This is a genomic window from Chitinophagales bacterium (assembly GCA_041392475.1).
Taxonomy (GTDB): Bacteria; Bacteroidota; Bacteroidia; order Chitinophagales; family UBA2359; genus JAUHXA01.
Map to the genome: position 1 here is coordinate 170466 of JAWKLZ010000001.1, position 20198 is coordinate 190663.

The 20198-nt window shown below is 41.0% G+C and carries 7 protein-coding genes; 2 read left to right on the forward strand and 5 right to left on the reverse strand.

Annotated features, from left to right (window positions below; genetic code table 11):
- Positions 1 to 59 precede the first annotated feature (59 nt).
- A complete protein-coding gene (locus R3E32_00625) occupies positions 60 to 2405 on the forward strand; it encodes a serpin family protein (protein MEZ4883206.1) in 2346 nt (781 codons plus the stop codon).
- Positions 2406 to 2486: 81 nt separating this feature from the next.
- Positions 2487 to 2975 carry a glutathione peroxidase gene (locus R3E32_00630; GenBank protein MEZ4883207.1) on the forward strand — a complete coding sequence of 163 codons (489 nt, stop codon included), beginning with the start codon at positions 2487 to 2489 and terminating at the stop codon, positions 2973 to 2975.
- Positions 2976 to 3129: 154 nt separating this feature from the next.
- Here R3E32_00630 and R3E32_00635 read toward each other — a convergent pair whose 3' ends face one another.
- The 5 genes from R3E32_00635 to R3E32_00655 form a co-directional block, all read right to left on the reverse strand.
- Positions 3130 to 4557, reverse strand: a complete 1428-nt coding sequence (locus R3E32_00635) for a PA14 domain-containing protein (GenBank protein MEZ4883208.1) — start codon at positions 4555 to 4557, stop codon at positions 3130 to 3132.
- Positions 4558 to 4889: 332 nt separating this feature from the next.
- Complete coding sequence (locus R3E32_00640) at positions 4890 to 16064, reverse strand: gliding motility-associated C-terminal domain-containing protein (GenBank protein MEZ4883209.1); 11175 nt, start codon at positions 16062 to 16064, stop codon at positions 4890 to 4892.
- 131 nt (positions 16065 to 16195) lie between these two features.
- A complete protein-coding gene (locus tag R3E32_00645) occupies positions 16196 to 17011 on the reverse strand; it encodes an SDR family oxidoreductase (protein MEZ4883210.1) in 816 nt (271 codons plus the stop codon).
- Between the two features lie 302 nt (positions 17012 to 17313).
- The gene (locus R3E32_00650; protein MEZ4883211.1) at positions 17314 to 19188 is read right to left on the reverse strand and encodes an ABC transporter ATP-binding protein; all 1875 of its coding nucleotides are present in this window, start codon (positions 19186 to 19188) and stop codon (positions 17314 to 17316) included.
- Between the two features lie 249 nt (positions 19189 to 19437).
- Positions 19438 to 20166 carry a response regulator transcription factor gene (locus R3E32_00655; protein MEZ4883212.1) on the reverse strand — a complete coding sequence of 243 codons (729 nt, stop codon included), beginning with the start codon at positions 20164 to 20166 and terminating at the stop codon, positions 19438 to 19440.
- Between the last annotated feature and the right edge of the window lie 32 nt (positions 20167 to 20198).

Sequence of the window (20198 nt, forward strand, 5' to 3'; positions counted from 1 at the left end):
ATGCGATGCTATTAATTCTATGTTTGTGTGTGTGCCATACTGCAATTTCTGCTACCCCATTGTTAGTTCCAAAAAACATCAAGTATGAAAAAGTGCTTGGTTATCAATTGTATCCCTATATAGAACTGGACAACAATACCTTTTTTGTGATTCAAGACCAACTTACATGGCAGGATTATTTTATGCCTAAAGATTATGACTTGCGCTCACCCAAAGTTGTAGATTTGAATTTTGAGGAAGATATGTTGATTGTCATTTTCAAGAAAACCCACGAAATTTGGAAATTTGATACCGAAAAAGTCACCAACCAAAATGGCAACTTATATGTATCTTATACGGCGAAAATCATTGGAGTAAATGCCTATAAAATATCTGATTTTCTGCATATTATCAAAGTCAAAAAGGATGATTTCAAAAACATTCGTTTTTTCGAGAATGATATTCCAATCACAGATATTCCTATTGACGAACAGCCACAAGATGTTGTTGAAGCACCTATTGTATTCATTCCTGATTTTGAAGAAGATTCACAAGAAACGGATAATCCTCTCATTGATGAAAGAGTTTTGGAGGTAGATGATGAGGATGAAATAACAGAAAAAAGTGAAGAAATGAAAGAGGAGTCAGGTAAAATGACATTGGAAGAAGAAACGGATAATCCTCTCATTGATGAAAGAGTTTTGGAGGTAGATGATGAGGATGAATTGACAGAAAAAAGTGAAGAAATGAAAGAGGTATCAGATAAAATGACATTGGAGGAAGAAGCAGATAATCCTCTCATTGACGAAAGAACATTGGAGAATGAGGATAAATTGACAGAAAAAAAAGTGATGGATAGTTCTATTGAGAATGTTAAGACAGAAGAAAAGAAGGTAGAGCAAAAAGTTGCCAAAAATAGTGAGAAAGCAATTCCAAAAAGTAACAGCAAATCAATTGAAAAAGAAAATATTCAACAATTGAAAAAAATACCTGAGCTAAGCTTAGAAGAGAAAACAAAAGTGGCAGAAAAAAAAGAAGATGAGCTAATAAGTCCAAAAAAAGAAATTCAAGTAGCGTCGAAAAAGGCAATCGAAGAAACCCCTGGAATCAACAATACGCAGCCTTCTATAAAAGATAAGTTGGCTCAAATCGAACAAAAAAATGAAGCGATGGCAGAGGAGCAAATGGAAGATATTGGCGAAGAATCATCGGCTTACAAAACCCGCCGAATGACAAAAATAGACGCTACCACAGATGCTGCTATGAACAATGTAACTGAATCAAACCAACAATTTGGCTTCAATGTGTTTGAGCAGGTGATGGAAACAGAACTAGGCAATATTGTTTTTTCACCATTTGCTTTGTCCACTGCTCTTGCGATGACCTACGCAGGCGCAAGAAATACAACGGAGTCACAGATGCTAAAAACGCTTCAATTCCATGATGTAAGTAATAACCTACACCGAAATTATGAAAAATTGTTGGAAGAGTTGGCCCTAGATGGTTCTTCGTTGAGCATTGAAAATACAGGCACAGAATTGATGGTTGGCAATGCAATATGGATAGATGAAAAATTGGAAATGAGTGATCCTTATAGCGATATAGCCAAGAAAAATTATCGAGGAAGCCTACGAAATGTTAACTTCAAAGATAAAGAACTGGTTTTGGAAGAAATCAATAATTGGATGAAAGTAAAAACGGCTTACAATATGATTGATGAACTACCCGCTTCCTTCAAACCCGATGAATCCAGTATTTTGCTAACCAACAACCTATATCTAAAAACCAAGTGGAATTTGCCTTTCGATAAATCCTATACGCAGGCTACGACCTTCAAAGTGGCGGAAGACAACATTTTGCAGGTCAATATGATGCACATTGAAGGGAAGTTTCCCTATTTTGAAAACAGCATGGTGCAAACGGTTGCTATTCCTTGCAATGATGATTTTACGATGTTGGTGATGATTCCCAATGCCTATTTCCAATTGAAAGCAGTCCAAAAAACATTGATGCGAGGTGGTTATACACATTGGCTCAATTCTATGGAAGAAAAAACGGTTCAGCTGTCAATACCCAGATTCAGTTTCGATACACAAATGGATATGGTGGATGTACTCGAAAAAGTGGGTATGACCTATCCTTTCGACAAAAAATCAGTGGATTTTAGTGGAATGTTTATTAAACGGAATGCTCCCATTGGAAATGTACTGCAACCTACTCACATTCATATCAATGAATCTGGAATAAGCACCGAAGAAAACAGCAATACAGACGGTGCAGGAACTTGGAACGGAACAGAATCAGATACAGATGAGGATGTGTATATCTTTGAAGCCAACCGACCTTTCATGTTTATCATCATAGACAATCAACGCCGCAACCTTTTATTGATGGGAAGAGTCATGCAGCCTGAACTGTCAGAATAAAATACCTTTATTGATTTCTAAACCATCAGCCAGTTTTCATGTTAATCCATTCATTCCTTACTTTACCAAACAAAAAAAACAATGTCGCAATCCATTCATCAGTTTACTGTCAAAAACCTTTCAGGAGAAGAGGTTAACCTAAAAGACTATGCAGGCAAAGTAGTTATGATTGTCAATACCGCTTCCGAATGTGGATTTACGCCGCAGTTGGGGCAGCTAGAAGAACTTTATCAACACTTCAAAGATCAAGGATTCGAAGTATTGGCATTTCCATCTAATCAATTCGGAGGGCAAGAACCACTTGAAGGAGAGGCTATTGGAGCTTTTTGTCAAAAAAATTATGGTGTCAATTTTCCTGTGTTTGAAAAAACAGAGGTGAAAGGTAAAGGAGCATCCGATTTATTTCAGTTTTTGAGCCGCAAAGAATTAAACGGTGTTTTGACCAGCACTCCCAAATGGAATTTTCACAAATACCTTGTTGATAAAGACGGTAAATTGGTAGATTATTATTATAGTACGACTTCACCTATTGCAGAAAAAGTAATCAGTAAAATTGAAGGATTGCTTTAGTTCGGATTGAGTCTGAACTTGTATAATTTGGATTCAGACTTTTGAAGTTTCGCTTCAAAGATGCTCGATTGCAATGAAAATCAATATTCTTCAAAGAGTAAACTTCAAAAGTCTCCAACTCGAATTTAGTAAATTGTTTTGTTGGCGATCCTTACTAAGGTTTCGCCTCCTGCTCAATCAAAATATACTCCACTCTTTTGTTTTTCCGTCTTTCCTCTGTTCCCAATGGCGCACGAGACAATGGCTTTGTACCACCATACCCTCTTGTTTGAATACGTTTTGGGTCAATCCCATGTCTAATTAAATAAACCGTTACCGCCCTCGCCCTTGATTCTGAAAGGTTTTGATTGGGTATAGGATCTCCAGCATAATCTGTATGACCTGCAATGATAACCCTCAATTTTTGGTTCTTTTGAAGTGTATCAACCAAGGCATTCAACTCATCATAAGAAGAAGGTTTGAGGCGATACCTATCTTTATCAAACAATATGTTTTTCAAAACAACAGGGCCACTTTGGCGAGACTTAATATTCAAAGTAGGTTTATAGCCAGTCTTATCCAGAGCGTTGTCCAACAGGGAATGTTGGTTATGCGTTTCCATGTCACTTTTTTGCAATATTGCCAATTCTCCAGTTACAATAGGATTGTTGTTTATTATTGATTCATTTGAGTTTGTGTCCGTATTTGCAATCTGAGTTGTGCTTGTTCTGGGTTTTGGTGTAGATGCATCAGCAATAATTGGCGTATCTTTTTTAGTTGTAATAGTTGGTTTATTTATATCCACTACTTTATTGACAACTGGCTTTTTTTCAGCGTTATTGCGTGGATTGGGGACTACATTGTTGGCAAGCACAATAGGGTTGGATGGTTTGGAACTAGGTGTATTGTTTGAAGCAACAGCATTACCAGAATCGTTCAAAGGGCGGTCAAGAGGGGTATCTATGGCATACTTTTTTTGTGACTTCATAGACAAAAAAGAAGGACCTAACAATACCAATTGTTCCTCTTCAATGTTGGTAAACAAATACTTCTGAGGAATCACTTGTTTTTTTTGTCCTTCATACGACCAGTACAGTTCTGATTGAGCATCTTTGCTGGCTTGGTAATATTCAATACGAATTTCATAGGCTTGTCCACCCTCCAACTTTGCTTTTTTTGTGTAAGCAGAGGCTGTTTTTTCGTGCCATTCATCTATAAATGACTTGCCGTTGATGGATAGTCGAATGCCATCATCCGCCAATACAGTAAAAGTATATTCTCCGCTAATAGGGGCATACAAGTAGCCTGACCAAACGACCGAAAACTGAAAAACGTTCACCTCCACCGAAGGACTAGTGCCATTGTAATAAAAATATACTTCAGGATCGGTTCGCCTTAGCACTTCATTATCGAAGCTAGTGCCGTTGTAATAAACAGCATTCAAGCCATCACCTGTTCTTTTGTTAATATCAAAAGTTTTACCGCTATAACTGGGGCAAGACCCCGTAAAATAGTTGTAAACTTTTTGAAAATAAGAATCTTGAGCAAGAACAGTTGTAGCACTCGCCAACAAGCAGGATACAAATAATAGTAGTCTTTTCATGAAAATTAAAAGTCTGTTCAATTTACCTGTTCTTTGACAAATATTGTGAAATGAGACTTCGGTAGCTTATCCTTTGAAAAGATTATAAGTAGTCAGCCATATTTATCTTAACAATTAAAATTTCTCAAACAACTGTTTATCAGTGTGGGTTTTCATTTTAATTGTGATTTACTACTGAATTAAATAAAATTGAATTGAAAGTTCAATTTGCTCATAACCAAACATTTACTTCTTTTGTTTTTCGTCCAAAGTCCAAACTTTATGAAACATTAATTTTTTGCGAAAACTACCGAAGTCTTTATACACTACACACAAATTGTCAAAGAATCAATTTACCTAATTATGGTAACGTTTCCAGCCTGTTGTTTAGTGTTTTGTCCTGCAAATTGATAACGAATTACGTAAGCATACACACCAATGGGCTGCAATTCGTCTTTGAAAGTTCCATTCCATCCCTCGGTAATGTCTTCACTTTCAAAAACTTTTTCACCCCAACGATTGAAGATGAAGAGTTGATAGGTTTCCAATTGTCCATCTGCAAGAGGTTTAAATACATCATTTATACCATCTCCATTCGGACTAAAAGCACTTTCAACCACTACATCTAAGGACGGTACTTCTTCAACTCTCACCGTAACACTAGCCGTATTCGCACAAACTGTATTAGAATTTAAGAAATAAGTCGTTGTAACACTTGGACTAACAGTAGGGTTAGAACAATCCAAACAACTCAAACTATTTTCATCACCCGTTGAAGACCAAATATAATCCATATTATCATCGCCTATTGCCTCCAAAACCGTTGACTCTCCTTCAAAAATACTGGTGTTACCATCAATATCCAGCAATATCGAAGGCAAAACTGTCAATAGAAGTGAATCTTGAACATCCGCACCACAATCATTTGAAGCAGTGATGTAAAGCGTAAATTGACCCGTATCTGGATTTACAAAATTGCTAATCAGACTCAAGGGGTCGGAAAAATTACCCAAACCGTCAGCCGACCATTGAAGATTTGCAGCACCTTGTAAAACCGCATTGAGCGAAATCGTTTCACCATCACAAATTTCTATATTTTCACCCGCATCCAAAACCAATTCATTGGTACTTACTTCAATTTCAATACTTTGACTACTGCTACAAGGTTCTGTAGTTGTGTAGGTAATCGTGAATGTGCCTACCTGCAAAACACTGCTCAAATCAAATGCCCCAGTATTCGCATCAATCACCAAACCTCCATCTGCCGAAAATACACCGCCCGCAGTTGCCACAAAATCAGGAGAAAGAATACTTATATCACCCAAGCAAAATTCAGTTGCAGTATAACTAAAAGAAGCATCGTCCATTGGATTGACAATCAACTCAAAAACCAAACGCTCACTCACACAATCATCTGCATCATTTCCCACTTCGGCATAATAAGTACCTGCTTCAACAGGCATAAACGTAAAACCTTGACCAACCGCTGTGCCTCCAATAGCCACATCGTACCATTGCACAAAATCACCATCCACCAACATCACTTCAAAAGCAGAAATAATTTCACCTTCGCAAACTTCAATCAATTGACTCGACACTGCAATTGGTATTTGTGGAGGAGTACAGTCACAAACTGCGGTTACTTCTCCGCTTACCTCACAGCCCACAGGCGCACCCAAAACAGAGGCTCGCCAAAGCCAAGTTTCGCCATCCACAGGACTATCATTTGGAGAAGACTGCCATGTAGTTCCGTTGTCCCCTGAGTACGTAATTGCCAAACTGCCACCACAATCTACATCCAAAACCTCCAAACTACAATCTCCCACAGCCACAATGTTTTCAGGAATTGGGTAAACAGTCCATGTTACCACATTGGTTTCCGTAGGTGTGTTGGGCGTATCCGAACAATATATTTGAAGTTTGTAGTCAAATGTTTGAGCAGTACAGCCATTGACAACTTCTGTATGAACAAAACTCAAATCATTGCTGATGACATTCCCCAAATTATCCACCCACTCTATTAGGCTTAGTTTTCCGTTGGGATCATTGAGTGTAGCAGTAAGAAGAATGTCTTCACCCGAACAAACCGAAGTACCTGGATTGATACTCGCAATCGTTGGACATTCCGTAATCACACAATTGAAGTTAGCAGAAACAGTAGTTGAGCAGTTGTTACCCAAAGCCGTATCATTGTTTTGAACCACAAACAACACTTCACTCATATCTCCGTCCACATCTGTTGTCACTGTATCATCGCCCACAATGCTAAAATTGGGGCAAGTGGGCACTGCTTGAACCGTACAACCGCCATTCAAAACCGTAATCGTAGCGTTCGCTTCTGGATAAAAAGTAAGGTCAAAAGTACCAGCCAAAACAGGCGTATTGGGGTTAAGGCTGCAATAAATATTGGCAGTATAAACAAGAACCGTTGGTGCACAGCCAGTAGGTGTTTCATTGACAAGCAATGAAGTAATATCTGTTGCGACCACTGTGCCGTTCAGTACCCATTCGATTCTATCCAACGTATTGTCGGGATCGGTCAGCGTTATTTCAAGTGTTCTTTCTGCCGTTCCGCAGTCTTCAAAACTTGCAGTAGGCGCATTTGTCACCGTAGGGCAAATTTTGTTGCAGTCTTCAACCGTCAGCACAAAACTGGCTACGGTACCTTCACAGCCCGCTTCACTTTCTTCAAAAATGTCTACAACGTGTACTCCAATTGCCAAGCCAATTCCATTAAAATTCCCAATTCCCGAAGCACCTGTATCTGTCGACCAATGGAGGATACCATTTGCAGACATTGCAGTAATTGGAGTAGTCAAGGATGCGCCCAAACAAATAGTTTCATCGGTTACAATTGGAGTGGGAGGTAAGGCATTTTCGGTCAAATCAACTGCCACAAGCATACTCAAGCAGCCATTAGAGGACTGTCCTTGTACCCAATATGTTGCAGTACCTCCTATTGAAGGTGTAAAACTTACTCCTTCTGCAATAGAAGTAATAGTGGTATCGCTGTACCAGAAATACATGTCCGTTCCATTGTCTTGTACCGTCAAATTTGGAATAGGCTCATCTTCACAATAGCTTGCTCCTGTTGCAATTGGATTGTCAGGATTGGGATGAACAATCAATTCAAAAGCCAAACGTTCACTCACACAGTCATCACCATTATTACCAACTTCAGCATAATAAATGCCCGCTTCATTCGGGGCAAATGTAAAACCTTGAGCGATAGCCATACCGTCAAAAGCTACATCGTACCACTGCACAAAATCACCATCCGCCAGCATCACTTCAAAAGTAGGAATAACCTCGTTTTCACAAATTTCTAACAATTGGTTCGACACTGCAATTGGCGTTTGTGGAGGCGTGCATATACAAACCGCTGTCACTTCTCCACTCACATTGCAACCTATGGGCGCATCCACAACAGATGCCCTCCAAAGCCACATTTCACCGTCAATAGGATTGTCATTGGGCAAAGATTGCCAAGTCGTTCCGTTATCGTCTGAGTAGCTAATCGCCAAACTTCCGCCACAGTCCACATCTAGGACTTCCAAACTGCAATCACCCACTTCCACGATGTTGTCGGGAATAGGATAAACCGTCCATACCACTGAATTGCTTGCAGAAGGCACATCTAAATCATCATCACAATAAATTTGGAAAGTGTAAGTAAATGTTTGAGCATCGCAGCCATTGAAGGTTTTGGAGTCGGTGAAACTTAGGTTGGAACTGAGAATGTTGCCCAATTCGTCCACCCATTCTACTCTATTTAGTTTTCCGTTGGGGTCGCTAACCGTAGCCGATAAGTTGAAGTCTTCACCCGCACAAACCGAGCCACCCGCTCCAATACCTGCTATGGTTGGACATTCCGTTACCACACAATTGAAGTTGCCACTAAGGGTAGTTGAGCAATTGTTGCCCAAAGTGGTATCGTTGTTTTGCACCGTAAAGATTACCTCACTATTGTCACCGTCCACATCAGTTGTAAAGGTATCCTCTCCCACAATGCTGAAATTGGGGCAAGTAGGTACGGCTTGAACCGTACAGCCGCCATTCAAAACTGTAATGGTGGCATTCGCTTCTGGATAAAAAGTGAGGTCAAAAGTACCCGCCAAAATTGGCGTATTGGGGTTCAGGCTGCAAAAGACATTGACTGTATAAACAAGAACCGTTGGCGCACAACCAGTAGGATTTCTATTGACCACCAAAGAGGTAACATCTGTTGCAACTACTCCACCATTCAATCTCCATTCGATTCTATCCAGTGTATTGTCGGGGTCGTTTAGTGTTATTTCAAGCGTTCGTTCTGCTGCTCCACAATCTTCAAAACTTGCCGTAGGCGCACTTGTCACCGTTGGGCAAACTTGACTGCAATCTTCAATAGTCAATGCAAAACTCGCTGATGCGCTTTCACAACCCTCTAAGCTTTCTTCAAAAATCGTGACAATGTGTTCTCCAATCGCCAAACCACTGCCATCAAAACTGCCTGTACCCATCGTGCCCGTATCTGTCGACCAACTCAAAGTGCCGTTTGCAGTGCTGGCGGTTATTGGATTAGGCAAAGTCACTCCAAAACAAATTGTTGCATCGGCTACGATTGGCATTGGCGGATTTGGATTAATGACCAATTCAAAAGCGATGCGACTGCTCACACATTCATCGGCATTGCTTGCAGCTTGAGCATAATAAATACCTGAAACAGTGGGCGTAAATGTCAATCCTTGCGAAATTGCCGTACCGCCAACAGCCACATTGAACCATTGAATAAAATCGCCCTCGGTAAGCATTGCTTCAAAGGTAGGGATCAGTTCGTCCTCACAAATTTCAAACAACTGACTCGATACTGCAACAGGAGCTTGTGGAGGAGTACAATTACAATCTTCAACAGTTAGCAGAAAACTGCTTGAAGCACTTTCGCAACCTTCAGGGCTTTCTTCAAAAATCGTGACAATGTGTTCTCCAATTGCCAAACCACTGCCATCAAAATTGCCTGTATCGGATGTTCCTGTATCGGTTGACCATTGAATTGAGCCGTTTGTAGTTGTTGCAGTGATTGGGTTTGACAATGTATTGCCGAAACAAATTGTTGCATCGGCAACGATTGGAGCAGGAGGAGTTTGGTTTTCGACCAAATTAACTTCCACAAAACCACTCAAACATCCATCAGGCGAAACAGCTTGTACCCAATAAGTTGCAGTGCCTCCTGTTGAAGGAGTAAATGCACTTCCTTCAAAAATAGAGATGGCATCACTTGGGTCATTGTACCAAATATAGCTGTCCACACCATTGTTGCTTACCTCCAAAGTAGGTATAGGTTCATTACTGCAATAATTAACGCTTGCCGCAACTGGCGTAGGATTGTTCGGGCTTGGGCAATTACAATCCCAAGTGCCTGCTATAGTGATGCTTTCGCATACGCCATTGTCTTCAATGTCAAACGAAAAATCGGCATCTGCATTGAAGGTTTCAGTATAGGTTGTTCCTACAACGGGAACATTGTTGACAATATAAGGAGTTGTTCCTCCTTCAATGGTCAGCGTGACGGTATAAGTAAGCAAATCATCTGCACAAATGGCTGTCCAAGAAGCATCTAATGGAGATATTAAGGTAGTACTTACTACATCCATACAGCCACCTTCACCTGTCCAAGTGAATGTATAATCCCCTGCTTCTGAAGCATTAAAATTTGTTGTAGGATTGTTGGCATCGTCAAAATCAACACTGCCTCCACCTGTTGTAGTGAATGTCCATGTACCTTCGCCACTCCAAGCACTTATACCTGTTGAAGTTTGTAGCAAAGCGGTAAGGCTTTGAGTCAATCCACAATCAGCAGAAATGCTTGTTTCTGGTTGGCCATAAAAAACAACAGGCATATCATTGGAAGTGTCATAGCAATCATTCTCGGAATCAGGGAATCCGTCTGCATCATCGTCATTGCCTGCCAAAGCGGTGATATAGTAAGTTGTGCCGTAGGACAAAATGGTTTCATCAAACGAAAACTGTCCATCTGAATTGCTCATTAAAATGTTCAAAGGGTCGCTGCCATCGTGTAGCACATACACCAAAATGTCGTTGTCATCTAAAGTAGTATTGGAAGTAGCGACTACAACATTGACATCAAAACCACAATTTTCAATGGTTTCTGATGACAAGTTTCCTGCATCTGTAGTGCAATTGCAGAAGAAGTCGTCAATCAGAATGAAAGTAAAACAAGGGCTGCTATCTGTAATCGTAAAGGTATATTCTTCTCCGCTTGGTATGGGTTGGCTGGTAAATACATTGCCGACCAAGCCGTCTGTGCTGCCATCCACTGAATAATTGCCATCACCTCCAATGATTTCAAAAGTAACCACAAATTGATTGTCAATACATTCGTGTTGGCGGTTGGTCACTCCAATACCATCATAAAACGTGATTTCTACATCATCACTTACCGTACATTCGCCATTTTCGACTGTCCAAGTAAAAGTGTAAACTCCAGGTTCTGTTACGGTTGCAATGGTATTCGGATTGTCTAAGTTGGTATAACTCACTCCCGCACTTGGTACTGATGTCCAAATACCAGGCAATCCTTCGCTTGTTGCAATCAAATTGTAGTCATCATTACAGATTTCATCGTCTGTTCCAGCATCTACTACAATGCTTTCGATAAATGTCACCATCACCTCCGCCGAAGCCGTACATCCATTGTTGTCTTCCGTCCAAAAGAAAGTGTAATCTCCTGCATCTGTAATGGTTACAGTAGTATTGGAACTGTTGGTATTTCCAAATGACACTCCCGCAGAAGGATCAGCCGACCAATTTCCTACACCGAGGCTTGGAAATGCTATCAAGTCCCAAGTTGTATTGCAGGTGCTTCCTCCAACTTCCGCAGTTGGTGTGGGATTTTGTAAAAACGAAATAGGCGTTCCCACAGCAACAGACAAACAGTCATCGCTTAGGTCAATAACGCCACTACCATCGTCATTCCCCGCAATGGCAGAAACATAGTAGGTTGTATTGTAATTGAGAGGAGGAGTGGCATCGGTGAAAGCAAAACTTCCATTGTCGTTTTGGGCGAAAATGGTGCCGATAGAAGTACCTGTATTGGTGTGTAAAATGTAATTGAGTAAGTCGTCACCGTCTAAATTTTCGTTGCCATTGTTGGTGACGTTGATGATTTCATCCTCACATACTTGAATGGCTTGTGAAGGCATTGTTCCTGCAAAAGTGCCGCAACTGCAGTCTTGTGTACCTTCGATTAGGATAGGGCCACATTGATTGCTATCATCCACCGAAAAACTGTAGTCTTCACCACTTGTAATGGGGTCACTTGTAAAAGTATTGCCTACGAGTGTTCCCGCATCACCTCCTACAACGTAGTTAGTGAAGTCGCCTCCTGACAAATCGAAAGTAACGGTATATTCCGTATTGGTGTCATTACAGGTGATATTGATATTGGAAACAGTAGGAGGTTGACTGACATATATTTCTGTATTACCAAAAAGGGTATTGTCGCAAAAAGCATCTGAAATGCTGTTCATACTGATGATGAGGTCTTGAGAAGTAGAAAAAGTGGCCACATAAGGTGAGGCTGCAATATTGACGGTGACATTGCTGAATCCATTGAAGTAGTTCAATGACCAAGGGGCTGTACCTGTTAAATCAAAGGTCAGAACCAAATCCTCACCAGAACAAATAGGGCTATTGGTGCTTAGCGTAGCACTGGGAAGTGGTTTTTCTGAAACCCATGCCCCTACATCAGCCGTACACCCGTTGCTGTCGGTGACAGTCACGATGTAGAGTCCGCCTTGATTGACGGTAATACCTTGCGAGTTTTCGTTGGTTGACCAGTTGTAGTCATTGTAGGTTTGGCTGGTACTTAGGTCAGTAGTCATACCTTCACAAAAATTCAAAGTTCCTGTAATTGTAGGATCTGGATTGCTGAGTGCATTTACTGTATAACTTGCAGTTTCGGTACAACCATTTCCGTTCGTAACAGTGACGGTGTATGTATCTGCGGCTGTGACTGCAATGGCTTGTGTATCATCTCCGTTTGACCAATCATAGCTGTCAAAAACATCGGTAACGGATAAGTTAGCTGCACCGCCTTCACAAAAATCCTCCCCTGTAATCACAGGAGAAGGATGAAGAAAACTTTGAACTGTTATTGCATTGGTGGCAGTACATCCATCGGTATTGGTGACAGTAACGGTATAAGTGCCTCCTGTATTGATTGATATATTTTGCCCCGCATCACCATTCGACCAATTATAAGAATTGTAGGTTTCCACGACTGCAAGCGTTGTACCGAAATCCAAACAAAAATCGGTTCCTGTAAGCGTAGGAGAGGTGATGGAAAATTGATTGATGCTGATGTTTGCAGTGGCAGTGCAATTGTCAGCATTGGAAACGGTGACTGTGTAAGTACCACCGTTGGAAACCGTTATCATTTGGGTAGTTTCTGCTGTTGACCATACATAATTGTTGAACAGTTCGTTCACTGTCAAAACACTGGTTCCGCCTGCACAAAAATCATTACCGCTAATACTTGGGTTGGGAACAGGCAATTCATTGACGGTTACATTGCTTGTGCCTGTACATCCGTTTGAATCCGAAACGGTAACGGTATAAGTTCCTGCAATGCCAACGCTTATGTTTTGACCCGTATCGCCATTCGACCAATTGTAGCTATTGTAGTTTTCAACTACTGAAAGGGTAGTGGTAGAGCCTGTACAAAAGTCGTTGCCAGTAGTACTGGGTGTAAGTCCACTAAGTTCATTGATGGTAATGTCCGATGTTTGTGTACAGCCGTTTGCTTGCGAAACAGTAACCGTATAAGTTCCAGGAAGATTGACGGTAATGTTTTGACCTATATCTCCATTCGACCAAGTGTAGCCACTAAATGCTTCGACTACAGATAAATTACTGTTTTGACCACTGCAAAAATCTTCCCCATTGAGGGTAAGTGAGGATAAAATAAGTTCATTGACTGTTGTCTGACCTGTTCCTGTACAGCCGCTTGCATCTGAAACGGTGACTGTGTAAGTTCCTGCAATGGTGACGCTGATGTTTTGACCGGCATCGCCATTCGACCAATTGTAGCTATTGAAGGTTTCTGCTACGGATAAATCGCCGTTTTGACCATTGCAGAAATCGCTGCCATTGACGGTTGGATTCAATGGTGGAAGTTCGTTGATGGTGACTTGCCCTGTTCCCGAACAACCACTTGCATCCGAAACTGTGACTGTGTAGGTTTCTGCAATGGTGACGCTGATATTTTGACCTGCATCCCCATTTGACCAGTTGTAAGCATCGTAGGTTTGTGCCACAGAAAGACTGGCGGTTGTTCCTGCACAAAAATCGCTGCCATTGACGGTTGGTGTCAAATTGGGTGATTCATTGACGGTGATGTTGGCAGTGCCTGAGCAGCCGTCTGTATTTGAAACAGTAACGGTGTAAGTGCCTGATGTGTTGACGCTTATGTTTTGACCCGTATCGCCATTTGACCAATTGTAGTTGTCAAAACTTTCAACTACTGAAAGGGTACTGCTGCTGCCTGTGCAAAAATCATCACCGTTGATGGTGACAGTCGGAAGGCTTATAATATTGTAGGGAATTATGATGGACGTAAAACAATCAGGTGAAATAATGTCAACTGAAAGGGCATTGTTGGAGGGTGGTAAATCTACATCCGTAGGATTGTCAATATAAGTATATACATCTAAATCACCATCATACCAATCAATAAAATTGTTGGGATCATCGTTGATTTGGTCATTGTAAGTGGTCAAGTCTATGTTTGCAGCCGTACCAGAACCTGGGGTGTCTTCACATACATTGATGGTTAATCCTCCAAACGAAGGTAGGGGAATCATATAAACACTGGCATCGTCTGTGCCTGTGCAACCTAAACCATCCGTGACTGTGACAGTATAAGTATGTGTACCTGAACCCAATACGGAGCCTTCTAATGTGATGCCATTGCTATTAGAACCGTTTGACCATTGGTAGATATAAGGGCCGTTTCCAGATTGAAAAGCGTCTAAAAAAGTGGTTCCGTCTTCGCACAAAGAAAGTACATTGGTTCCTCCATTGTTTTCAATATCTATTGTAGGCCCTTGCAATGCTGTAATGATGGTTTCCCCTGTGGCAGTACAATTGTTGAGGTCGGTGACAGTGACGGTGTATGTACCACTTGAATTGATATTGGTAGTAGGGGTAGCATCACCCGTACTCCAAAGGTATTGATTGTAGGTAGTGGTGGTGGACAAAGTGGTGTTTTCACCTTCACAAAAATCATCGCCCACAATAACAGGTGAAGCAGGAGCGGTGATGGTAAATGGGAAAGAAAATACATCAATTTGGGGAGTTGCAGGGCAACCAGTACCAACAAAAATATCATCGTAAGTATTGGTCGCTGTCACAGTAATAGTGACATTGCCCGCATTTGTTCCTTGGATTTCCACCGATTTGCCACTGTTCGCACCTACAATAGTGGCATTTCCGCTGCTCACATTCCAAAGGTAACTATCTGAATCGCAACCTGTGAGCGAAAGAGTTGTTTGCTCTCCAACACAAATGCTTGTATTAGAAGCAGTATTGGGACAGCCTGCTCCTTGAAATTCATCATCTGGCGCAGTCCGAAGGCTTTCTATCCATTCTGCATTGAGGCAAGAGTTGGCTCGACCTGGACTTTGGCCGCCAGGAGTAATAGTAGCAGTGCCACTCGAAAAATTGGCAGCATTCGTGTAGTCATTCCCTATCGTATTGTTGAAAAAATAATGAGTATCACTACCTCCACCTGCTAAAAGCAAGTTATCAGGTCCACCTATCAATGCAGGAGAGCCACCTGCGCTTGTACCATAAGCAAAACCATGAAAATAGCTTCCATTTGGTTGGCGAACTTGTGCTGCATCTCCACCATTTCTAAACTCAAAATTGCCCGAAAACCCATCATCTGCAATGGGTCCATAAGTGCCTATATTGTAAAATGGAGAGCCGTTTACACCATTGGGACAAGCAGCATTGTCACCTGCTCCTGAAGAAGAACTGGGGCTTGTGGTATTTTGCTCCATGTAGGTATTGGAAGCATTGATAGGAACTACCCTCAGAAAATCACAGTCAGCATCATCGTAATCAGGGGGCAGTCCACCGATATCTGCTTGTTGAATAGTCAAATTGGGATTGTTGGCATACAACAGTATGATTGTTCCTACGGGAACTTCTGCCCATATTGGGTCGTATTTGAATCGAATGTGTCCTGTTGCAATTCCTGTTCCTGAAACAGCACCATTGTCAGGACCCGGGCAGTCGGTGAAATCGCCATTGTTGTCGTCAAAAATCCATCCTCTGATGTCAACGGTTGTACAAGGAGGCCCTACAACAACAAGTTCGGCAAACTCCTTTTGACTTGCTGCCTCACCCTGTGATATCTCATTGACAATCAGCCCTTGTGCTTGGATACTTTGATTTGTCCAAAAATGGAATAACACTAACAACAAACACAGTTTTATGGTATGTGAAGAACGTAGAATTGAATACATAGTTGGGGTTTTGATAGATATACGCTAAAGCATGAGAGAATGGATTGCCCTGCAAAGTTACCGATAATTTTGTGTTTGAAAAGGCATATTGTTTGCAAACCTAGTGTCTAAATAAACGGTTTTACAAAGAATTAATATAAGCTACTGAAAAAAATCCCCAATTCTTGTTTGATTTTTTCGTTTGACACCACACAGTATTTAGTTGGGCTATTTGCTGCAAAAGTGGGTGGGACAAGCCCTAATTTTTTAGCAGCAGCGGTGTAGAACTCCTCACGTGTAGGATGTTCATCACTGCAAACATTATACACTTCACCCCATTTTCCTTGTCGAATGACTTGAAAAATCACCTCCATACAATCCTCCAAATGCACCAAATTGACTTTCCCTTTACCATTCGTCAAGTTTTGTTTTCCCGCCAAAAAACGTCCAGCAGGGCGATTCGGCCCAAACAATCCTGCAAGCCGTAAAACAGTAGTTTCCACATTCGGGACATCCTGCAAAAGCTCTTCGGCTTTTAGCAATGCCTTTCCAGATGATTTAATAGGTTGAAGAACATCGGATTCGGTGGCGATTTGGTTTTGAAGGGAATAAACAGAAGTGGAACTGACAAAAAGCATTTTCTGCAAAGGAGAACCTTCCATGGCTTGGGTCAAAGTTTTTATTTTGGCGAGAAAAGATGCTTCAACATCTGGATTTTTGCGCCCAGGCGGAATGTTGAAAATCAAAACATCTGTCTTCAGTAGTTCCATTAAATTGTCCATTTGCTCCTGCGGCAATGTTCCATCATCCTGCAATTGAAGTAAGTAAGACTCTATGCCCATTGCAGATAAATTTTCCATTTTGGATAAAGTAGTGGTACTACCTTTGATGGTAAAATTTTGTTTTTGAAGGTATTGGGCTAAAGGTAATCCGAGCCAACCGCAGCCAATAATGCTGATTGTGTTCATCTGTTTTATGGTGTTTTAGATTTTTTTATAACAAACACACCAAAATAAATTTAGGGCTAAAATATCTCTTGCGTACATTCTTAATGCGTGTGCCTAATGTATTTTGGGTAGAATATAAAAATTGATAATCAAATTTTTAATCTATTGATGTGATTGGGTGCAAAAAGTTAATTACCAGATAGTTTGGACTTTGGACGAAAGACAAAAGAAGTAAATATTTGGTTATGAGTAAATTGCATTGAAAATGCAATTTTACTTAATTCCTTTGCTTCCTCATTCAAAGTCTAATAATAAGTCACTAATCACTGATAACCAGCTGCCTGCAATCCGAATAATTCCGCATAAAACCCATTCAATTCCAATAATTCCTTGTGTGTACCCAACTCTACCTTCTGTCCATTTTTCAGCACCAAAATACGGTCAGCCATGCGGACAGTTGAAAAACGGTGAGAGATAAGAACCGCCATTTTTCCAGCGGTCAAATCTGCAAAACGCTGAAATACTTCAAACTCAGCACGAGCATCCAAAGCTGCCGTAGGTTCATCCAAAATCAATACTTGCGCCTTACGCATGTATGCACGACCCAAAGCAACCTTTTGCCATTCACCGCCCGACAATTCTACACCACCTTCAAAGCGACGACCCAACATCTGCTCATATTGAGCAGGCAATTTTTCGATGACTGTATCAGCCAAACTCTGTTCAGCAGAATGAACAATGGTCGGTTTGTCCTCCTTTTCTTCAATCTTTCCAATCGCAATGTTTTCAGAAGCAGTCATTTGGAAACGCACAAAATCTTGGAAAATAACGCCGATTGCTTCTCGAAGTTCTTTCAAATCGTATTCCTTCAAATCGTGACCGTCCAACAAAATACGTCCTTCGGACGGGTCGTATAGTCGGGCAATTAGTTTGGTGAAAGTCGTTTTTCCTGCGCCATTTTCCCCCACCAAAGCCAATTTTTCGCCTGCATCCCAAGTAAAAGAAAGGTGTCGCAAAGCCCAAATTTCCGTTCCTGGGTATTTGAAGCCCACGTTTTCAAACACAAAACCCTGTTGGATTTCTTTGGGAAAAGTAAGTGCTTGTTGTTGTGAAATGATAAGGGGCTGCATGTCCATGAAGTCGAAAAAGTCTTGCAGATAGAGGGCGTTTTGGGCAATACTCGAAAAACGGGTCAAAATGCTTTGCAGAAGACTGCGTAAACGGTTGAAGGAACCCGCCAAAAAAGTCAAATCTCCTACGGAAATGAGATTTTTTACGGTCTGCAAGATGATGACAATGTAAGCCGTATAATAACCTGCATTGCCCAAGCTATTGAAGATACTACCCCAAGCGGCTCGTTTGACTGTCAGTGCTTTATTGACCTCATAGTAGCGGTCAGCCAATGATTCAAAACGGTTGCGAAGAAAACCTTCCAATCCAAAAATTTTGATTTCTTTGGCAGTCACATCGCTTGCGCCAACGTATCGAAGATAGTCCAATTCTCGCCTTTCGGGGGTCCAACTGCGGGTAATCGAATAACTTTTTTCATTGAAGTAAGTTTCACTCAAAAAGGCTGGAATTACTGCCACAAATAGCAAAACAATCAACCACGGATTGAAGACAACGAGACCTGCGCCCAAAAATAGGATGGTAATCATGTCTTGGACTTGCGCCAAAACCTGCGACATCAACACCGTTCTACCTGTTGTTTGCCGCCTTGCCCGTTCCAATTTGTCGTAGAAATTGGCATCTTCAAATTGCTGCAAATCCAGTTTTGCAGCGTGTTCGATGAGTTGAACCGAAGTTTTGTTGGCAAAAAGGTCTCCGAGCAATGCATCTAATAAGTTGATTCCTCGGTTGAACAAATCCGATACCAAAGCCAAAGTAAATTCAATGGCTACAATGCTCCACAGATATTGCATATCTGTACCATCAAAACCAGTTTGAGCAATTCGGATTACTTCGTCAATAATGAGCTTGCCGACATAGAGCATCGTGAGCGGAACCCCCGCTTGCAGAACACGCAAAATTACATTGCCGAGCGTCATCATGCGACTGGTTTCCCATATCAGACGAAAAAACTTTGGGATATTGCCGAGGGCTTTCCAGCGTTCTTTGAAGGTTAGTGAATCCGATGAGCCTCTGGATCTTGAGGGTGAGGGAGGTGTTGTACCAAATAGTTTTGACCAAAATGACATAGTGGGGAATGGAATTTGATTCGTTTAGAGAACCCATTGCAAACACCCAAGAATGTATTTTGGTTTAAGGATACCTTTTTCATCAAAAGTAAAAAGCTGCAATAAGAGAAGGGATTGACCTCATCTTACTGCAACTTAGTTTCATTGCTAATTCAGCAGAGCTTAAATCAGCACAAGGTTTTTTTGTAAATGCTTGAATATAAGTATTTACAAAAAAATAAGACTCATGAATCAACGAACTATTGTATTCTAAGCCAACATTTGTTGCGTATTATCTACTTCGTCGAGATTGGTGAATTTGTAGCCTACACCACGGATGGAGTGAAAAAATTCTGGTTTTTTGGGGTCTTCTTCAAAGTATTTGCGGAATGCCAAAATAAAGTTGTCAATCGTTCGGGTAGAAGGATAGACATCGTATCCCCAAACAAACTGCAAAATTTGCTCACGAGAAACCACTTCATTGTTGCGTTCAATCAAGAGTTTCAAGAGTTTGGATTCTTTGTTCGTAAGACTTACCTCTCCTTTTTGGCAGACTGCTTTGTAAGTGGCAAAATTGATTTCATTGTTGCCAAAACTGTATTCAATAATCTCTCTTGTAGGCGTTTCTGTTTTCATGCTTTGTCTAATCAATCTTTTGACACGAAGCAAGAACTCTTCTAAATTGAAGGGTTTGGTCATGTAGTCATCAGCCCCTTTTTTCAATCCAATCACTTTGTCTTGAGGAGCATCTTTTGCAGTGAGAAACAGGATAGGAACATCTGCATCTTCGAGCCGCACTTTTTCACAAACATGAATACCATCAACTTCGGGAAGCATGATGTCCAATACAATCATATTGAACCGCTGACCATGAAAGGTTTTAATAGCTGAAAGCCCATCTCCAACTGCAACAACCTCATAACCTTCAATTTCGAGGTTCATTTTAATTGCTTCCTGAAGGTTCTCTTCATCTTCTACAAGTAATATTCTAGGCATCATAAGTAGGTAGATTTATGTATTGATGATTTGTA

Excerpts from the sequence above, each read along its gene's own strand:
- R3E32_00630 (MEZ4883207.1), top strand. The coding sequence starts at position 2,487 with ATGTCGCAATCCATTCATCAGTTTACTGTCAAAAACCTTTCAGGAGAA.
- R3E32_00635 (MEZ4883208.1), bottom strand. The coding sequence starts at position 4,557 with ATGAAAAGACTACTATTATTTGTATCCTGCTTGTTGGCGAGTGCTACA.
- R3E32_00640 (MEZ4883209.1), bottom strand. The coding sequence starts at position 16,064 with ATGTATTCAATTCTACGTTCTTCACATACCATAAAACTGTGTTTGTTG.
- R3E32_00645 (MEZ4883210.1), bottom strand. The coding sequence starts at position 17,011 with ATGAACACAATCAGCATTATTGGCTGCGGTTGGCTCGGATTACCTTTA.
- R3E32_00650 (MEZ4883211.1), bottom strand. The coding sequence starts at position 19,188 with ATGTCATTTTGGTCAAAACTATTTGGTACAACACCTCCCTCACCCTCA.
- R3E32_00655 (MEZ4883212.1), bottom strand. The coding sequence starts at position 20,166 with ATGATGCCTAGAATATTACTTGTAGAAGATGAAGAGAACCTTCAGGAA.